5 protein-coding genes are annotated in these 5,847 nt (G+C 48.4%); 3 read left to right on the top strand and 2 right to left on the bottom strand.

All coding sequences use genetic code 11. The features are described from left to right. Positions 1-926 precede the first annotated feature (926 nt). Both ACP5KC_RS08460 and ACP5KC_RS08455 read left to right on the top strand, forming a co-directional pair. Positions 927-2,858, top strand: coding sequence for a PD-(D/E)XK nuclease family protein (locus ACP5KC_RS08460; RefSeq protein WP_428287272.1), 1,932 nt, complete (start codon positions 927-929; stop codon positions 2,856-2,858). Beyond that, positions 2,843-4,396 carry an AAA domain-containing protein gene (locus ACP5KC_RS08455; RefSeq protein WP_428287271.1) on the top strand — a complete coding sequence of 518 codons (1,554 nt, stop codon included), beginning with the start codon at positions 2,843-2,845 and terminating at the stop codon, positions 4,394-4,396. Before ACP5KC_RS08460 ends, ACP5KC_RS08455 begins: the two co-directional genes overlap by 16 nt. On the opposite strand, the gene ACP5KC_RS08450 is transcribed toward ACP5KC_RS08455, so the two are convergent. Further along, positions 4,393-5,160 carry a phosphoadenosine phosphosulfate reductase family protein gene (locus ACP5KC_RS08450; protein WP_428287270.1) on the bottom strand — a complete coding sequence of 256 codons (768 nt, stop codon included), beginning with the start codon at positions 5,158-5,160 and terminating at the stop codon, positions 4,393-4,395. The two genes, ACP5KC_RS08455 and ACP5KC_RS08450, sit on opposite strands and share 4 nt — an antisense overlap. A gap of 6 nt (positions 5,161-5,166) precedes the next feature. On the opposite strand from ACP5KC_RS08450, the gene ACP5KC_RS08445 reads away from it, so the two are divergent. After that, complete coding sequence (locus tag ACP5KC_RS08445) at positions 5,167-5,496, top strand: hypothetical protein (protein WP_428287269.1); 330 nt, start codon at positions 5,167-5,169, stop codon at positions 5,494-5,496. 88 nt (positions 5,497-5,584) lie between these two features. Here the strand turns inward: ACP5KC_RS08445 and ACP5KC_RS08440 are convergent, their stop codons facing one another. Continuing rightward, on the bottom strand, positions 5,585-5,731 hold the full coding sequence (locus tag ACP5KC_RS08440) for a hypothetical protein (protein WP_428287268.1): 147 nt from the start codon (positions 5,729-5,731) through the stop codon (positions 5,585-5,587). Positions 5,732-5,847 lie beyond the last annotated feature (116 nt).

The following is a 5,847-nucleotide window of genomic DNA, read 5'->3' as shown; positions in this document are numbered from 1 at the left end:
TCCTTGGCCGGCGGTGGCGAGACGCCTGAGGGTCTCCATAGTCAAAGGTGATCCGTGCGTATTACGGGGGCCGTCGTTCGCAATGCCCCTTGTACGTTCACCTCGGACTCGGCTCGAATAAAGCGGACTGCGAGAGCACGCACTTGCTGAAACCAAGAGCCCTCTGTTCGAGGGGCAGTAAGAGCGCGGGCGCGAGGCGCGTTTCGGTGAGTAGTGAAGTGTACTACCTTGACACAAGCGCAGTGGTTAAGAGGTTTGTGGCCGAGCCCGGTAGTGAGGTAGCAGACGAGGTGTTTAAAACGCATATAGAGGCTCAGTAGTACTGTCATTTTTGTACTGGAATATCGCTGAAGCGGCCGTGGTATTCGACTAGTATAGCAGAATCCTGGGGCTTGATGCAAGAGAGTTGATGAAGAACATGCTGAGAGAAGTGAAGACTCTGAGCAGGCTTCAATAGCTAAAAGTCGTTGGAATAACCCCGGCACTAATAAAGAGCTCTATGCAAAAAGTGATTAAGCACCACATATATGTAGCAGGCGCCTTGCAAATAGCACCTGCTAAAACGATCGGCACTGGCAAGTTTCTGACGTGAGATAAAACTCATCGAAGTAGCCGAGCGGGAGAACCTACAATACGTTTACGTTGGAGAATGCCAGCAGTTTTAATGCTTAACCCCGCTCTCAACTATCAGCTTCGTGGTGTCCTCGAGTTCAAGACTTTGGAGAGCATTAGGGCGCGCCCCAGCTCCATTAATGGCGTTGGGTATTAAGATCCTTAATTTTGCATGCCACAGCTCTAGCAGTCATGGTGTGGAGGGGTGATTAGTCCCTATGAACGCATCCCCGTAGTCAACAACATGAAGCGAATTGGTCAAAGCAAAGCTAAATAGCCAGCTGGTCATAAAAATTAGTAGCGCGTGGTCAGGCTTGTCACTAATAGCAAATTATGTAAAGAGGCTAGTAGAAAAAAGCACAGGCGACGCTTTGCTGGCATCGAGGGCTCGCGAAACGATAAAATTTTTGCTCAAGAGGACCAGTCACATACCGTCGGTCAGGAGCGTCTCTAAGGGTGCCGCGTATTGCAGTTACTACGCGAGGCTTGTAGAGGCTATAGGGGTTGGCAGACCTTTATACTCCGTGAGTGGCAAAGGTAGCGATGTACACAAGATCCTGGGTCTCGCCGTTCTAAAGCTATTCAATGACGATTGGCTCAAAAAGACTGAAATTACTGAAATTAAAGAGTATGTCAGAAAAGCTCATGATGAACTTAAAGACGAGGACTTGCTGAGACGTCCCGACGATCAAAACACCATCAATCTCTGCGTAACGCTTCTGAACAAGTTGATTGAAAAACTCCCATTGATGTGTAAGAGTATCGGTGCTTACTTAAACACCATCGAGCCCGTTGTTGAGCAGCAGTTCATGGATTATGACACATTCCTCAAGGGTTCACCAGACTTAATACTAGAGGACAGGGTCAACCGAAGGGCCATTGTTGTTGAGTGGAAAACAGCGAGAGAGTACCGCGACGACGATGTCGCGCAAGTCGTAGCCTACGCCATTCTCGAAGCTCGCAGACTGGGCTTTAAGAGAATTAAGGAGGTAAGAGACGCGATATTAGGCGAGCCCCCGAAAGTATTGCCTGTAGTGATAAGGCCGAGTGGTAAGTTCCTACCTCCACACCCTATTCTAATGCCCATGAACAGCAGAGAAAAATGGAGGAGCAAGCTCAGAAGGCTGTTCTATTTAGTCCTCCTAGAGGCACAACATCTAACGGTACTCATGACGCACCAAGAGAGATTGACGGGAGTTTCTCGAGACGAGTTTTTAATCCCTCTCGAAGGAAGACCAGATGTCAAGGTCAACGCTCTTAGACTTACTCCAAAGGGTCTTAGGAAAGGAGACCCAATGAGCCAGTCTGGGTACCCCTGCGCCTCGAAGAAAAAAGATGCTGGATCTCCGAGGCCAATATGTGAGCTAGCTACTGCCTGCAGGTTTTACTTCGGCAGAGAGGTGGGTAAAAAGGAAGAGTATGAGAGGATATTGTGGAGTCTGCGTTACACCGTGTTCGATGAAAAAGAGTCCGATCTCCTAGTATATAAAGCTCTTCACGTAATATTTAAATCGTTAGACAAAGAGTACCTGATTAGGGTTTTCACAGAGGGTGGTGGTGTCTATTTCCACATTGATAAGCTTCCGCAAGTGAAGAGTAGCGAAGACAGGTATTTTAGATGTTCTATTACCGTGGAAAGAGACTATTTTGACATGAAAGAGAAGAAGTGGATAAACGAGAGAGTACAGCACCGAGTAGACGTCCTGGAAGAGCTGGAATTCCGAAAAGCGGGCGCTCTAATAGGCCGCAGGAAAGTCAGGGACTTTGAGGGGGATTTATTCTATACCATTCCAGAGGGATCGCCCGTTTTAATTTCATTTCTGGACGCGCAGAGTCCACTCCTATCGATAAACATGTTTGCTAGGGTTGACATGGTAGATCTCGAGGATGGTAAAGTCGTGTATTACTTTGGAGTTCCAAATAGGTTGCTGAAGTATCAGTTATTGTTGCTAAAAGAATACTTGATGAGGCACGGAAACAGCCTACAAAACGTGCTATTGGTTCATGTCAACGCTGACTTAACGCACTTGGAATTGGAAGCCTTAGACGCGTTACAGAGGTTCATGGAAGACAGGCAGTCTCTTCCCGAGCAACTTAAGGGCGGAGAGGCTCTCAACCTAGAGCTCATTCAAAACGAGCGTAGAGAGTTAGAAAGCGAGCTTGGAATAACTGAAGAGGAATGGCCGTCTCTCAGGGAACTGCTACAGAGGGCTATCGGGGGCAAGCGCAAATGGCCTACAGATTAACGGAAGCTATAGAAAGGGCCAAAAAAGAGGCTGAGTGGTATAAGGTAAGTACGGCACAGCCCAGTTCTAGTGCGGCTCAGCTGGTTGTTAATACTGTGGACAATAGGGGTGTTTGTGTTGTTCAAGGACCGCCTGGTACAGGCAAGACCCATGTCTTAGAGCAGGCAATAGACACCGTAATGAGAAAGCTTGATAAAGGAGAATTAGTGCTCTATGTGGCATCTACGAACAAGCTTGTGTACGACATGTTCTACAGGCTCACGAAAAGGCTCTATCAAAAGGGTTACAGGGATAGCGACGTAAAGAGGATGATTAGGGTTTATGGTTCAAAATTCGACTACAGCGGCAGTGAAGTGCTTGGAAAGGACATTGACGAACACACCCATATAGTTCTAGCGACCAGTTATCAAAAGAGGGTACATGGTGACTTAATAAAGGAAGTTCATATTATGGTTGACGAGGCCAGCAGATCTAGGCTGTATGAACCGATCATTGATATAGTTCCACTGCTGATCAATGCCGTCGAGAAAGGAAGGAGCATTAATGGCTCTCTTTCGGTAGTTGGCGACCCGATGCAAGCCATAGGGCTTGGAGAGCTGTATGTCGTGAAGAGACACAAGAGAGTTGAGCACTTACTTGAAGAGAAGATCCTCCATAGTCTGCTCGAATTGAGAGGCCTACAACCGAGCAAGGAACCTCTAATACTGACACGTATGGCTCGAGAGCATCTTAGAGGTCAACACTATGAGTTTCTGGACATAACCTACAGGCTTCCCGAACCTACTGAAAGACCGATAAGTGAAGGATATTATGATGGTGAGCTAAGGGCAAAGTATAAGGCGTCGGATAAACTTGCTGACGTGGATTACTTTGGACCGCGGCATGAACTCCTAAAAGACCCCTATTTCAGCTTAGCATTCTCCTTAGTTGAGGAACTAGTGACTACTAAAAGGTCTCTCCTAGTCATCGAGACTCGGAGCAGGTATGCGGTGAGTGATTTAGGCCTACGATACGACCCTACTAGAGCGAAGATCGGGTCTGTAGTGGGTGTTAGCATAGTGGCTTCTACCGGGTTGAGAACCTACGTCATTTCACCGTACCGTGATATGGTTCAACAGATGAAGCTCTTTACCAAAAGGTTTTACTCGCACCATTTGGGAGTTCTAAGAGACAATTTAGTGTTCGATACAGTTCATTCAACGTTAGGGTCGGAGGCAGACGCCGTCGTGGCTATTCTAGGTAGGGAAGACTTTGATCCCGAAAATAAAACCGTGTACTTCCAAGAGCCCGAGTTATTCAACGTGCAACTCAGCAGGCACAAGAGAATGCTTGTATTAATAGGTGACCCGGTCAAGCTCTTGAGAGAAGCTGAAAGAGCCGATCAAGAGATGAATAGTACTCAATACAGACCAATCAGAACTACTATTAAAAGACTCTTGGAGCTTGTGGGCGTGGAAGACGTGGACTCAAAAGGAGAGATGTCATTGGCGAAGAAAAAGGAGACCGACGCAGGCATTTTCTTCAGGCTTAATGCCTAGCCCTCTCGGTTAGCGAGCTCTAATAGCTCATCAACAGATAGCTTAACTCCCTCAGCGTAAAACACCTTATACCTTTTGCCTTTAAACTTACCCTCTTTCCACCTTTCTTCCAGCACTTTGAACCTCTCAATAAAGTCGGGCCAATTTCTCGCGACTTTAACCAGGTGGTCTAGCTTCGTGTAGACTCCGCAGAAACACTCGCCACTGAAACCTATGAGCTTCGATACCGGGTTTACCGGTAGCCCGTGCTTCCTAATATATTCCTCTACGTCTTTGTCACTCCAGTCTACTATTGGGTCTACATAGTATATGTGGACGCCTTGGTGGTGCCTGTAGTAATAGCCCTTTATTCTGCGCCTCCTCTTGGATTCAAGCCTCCTAAGCCCGGTTATGAAAAGGACCGTGCTTGCTCCTAAGCTTGTAGCGTAGTCTAGTAGTGGCTGTAACTTAAGCAACCTGCAACACCATCTGCGTCTCGGGGTTGGCATACCCCATTTCGAGGCGACCTCGAAGAAATTAGCCTTCGGCGCGACAACTACAAGTCTCCAGCCGATCAGCTCGGATACCTGCTCGACGTACTGCCTTACAACTGGTAGCCCCACACCTGTGTCAACAAAAACAACCTCAAAGGGCACACCTGAGCCTTTTAGCGCCATCCACGAGAGATGACATGCCACAAGGCTGTCGCGCCCACCACTAAAACTACACAAGACACGTTCAATGGAGTACTCCTTAATAAACTCGAGCAAGTCTACAGACGGCATCACGTCTTGAACACCATGTACAACTCGTATGATAAAATTAGGAAACAGGAAGAGCTAATAAACAATTGGACAATAGGCCGCAGGACAACTTTCAACCGGAGCGAACGAGGGAGATCGGACACCTCCAATCTTGGTGCCAGGCTGAAGCTTCTCAACGCACAGCTATCCTCCTTCAACGGAGACTCGGGCTTCAACAGCTTAGCGTTCAGCGCTGATCGAACCGGGGTGATACGGTGTAGCCGCGGATCCTTAGGTCGTTTAAACGTTCCTGACAACGGTGTAGCTCCACGTGACGTGAGAGCACTTGAAAAGAGCTACAGGAACACAAGAGCCTAGTAGGTTTAAGCTGAATGTGGCTGGACTTATCCTAGGCGGCGGTGGCCTCAGGTATCAATCACCAACCTGGCAAGCCTCCATTACTGGCCTACGGATCTATGCTGTCACCTCGCGAGCCTAGCGAGGGCTTCCGCGCATTGCCGTGGAGTGTGCGCTGGGCATCGACCTCGTCGAGCCAGCTACCGGCTCCAAGCATCTCCTCAGCAGTACTTAGGCAAACCCGCCTGAGAACCATCAGGAGGTGACGGAGACCATGCTCGCGTCTCGAACAAGCTCGAGGACGAGACCTCCCCGGTGCTCATGTCATGGAATAATCCTCAGCAGGGGAAGGCGAGCCACCGCCACACGTGG

It is taken from the genome of Infirmifilum sp., from assembly GCF_049970975.1.
GTDB classification, from domain to species: domain Archaea; phylum Thermoproteota; class Thermoprotei; order Thermofilales; family Thermofilaceae; genus Thermofilum; species Thermofilum uzonense.
Note: the sequence above shows the minus strand (reverse complement) of the source record. Positions and strands in the feature narration are given on the sequence as shown.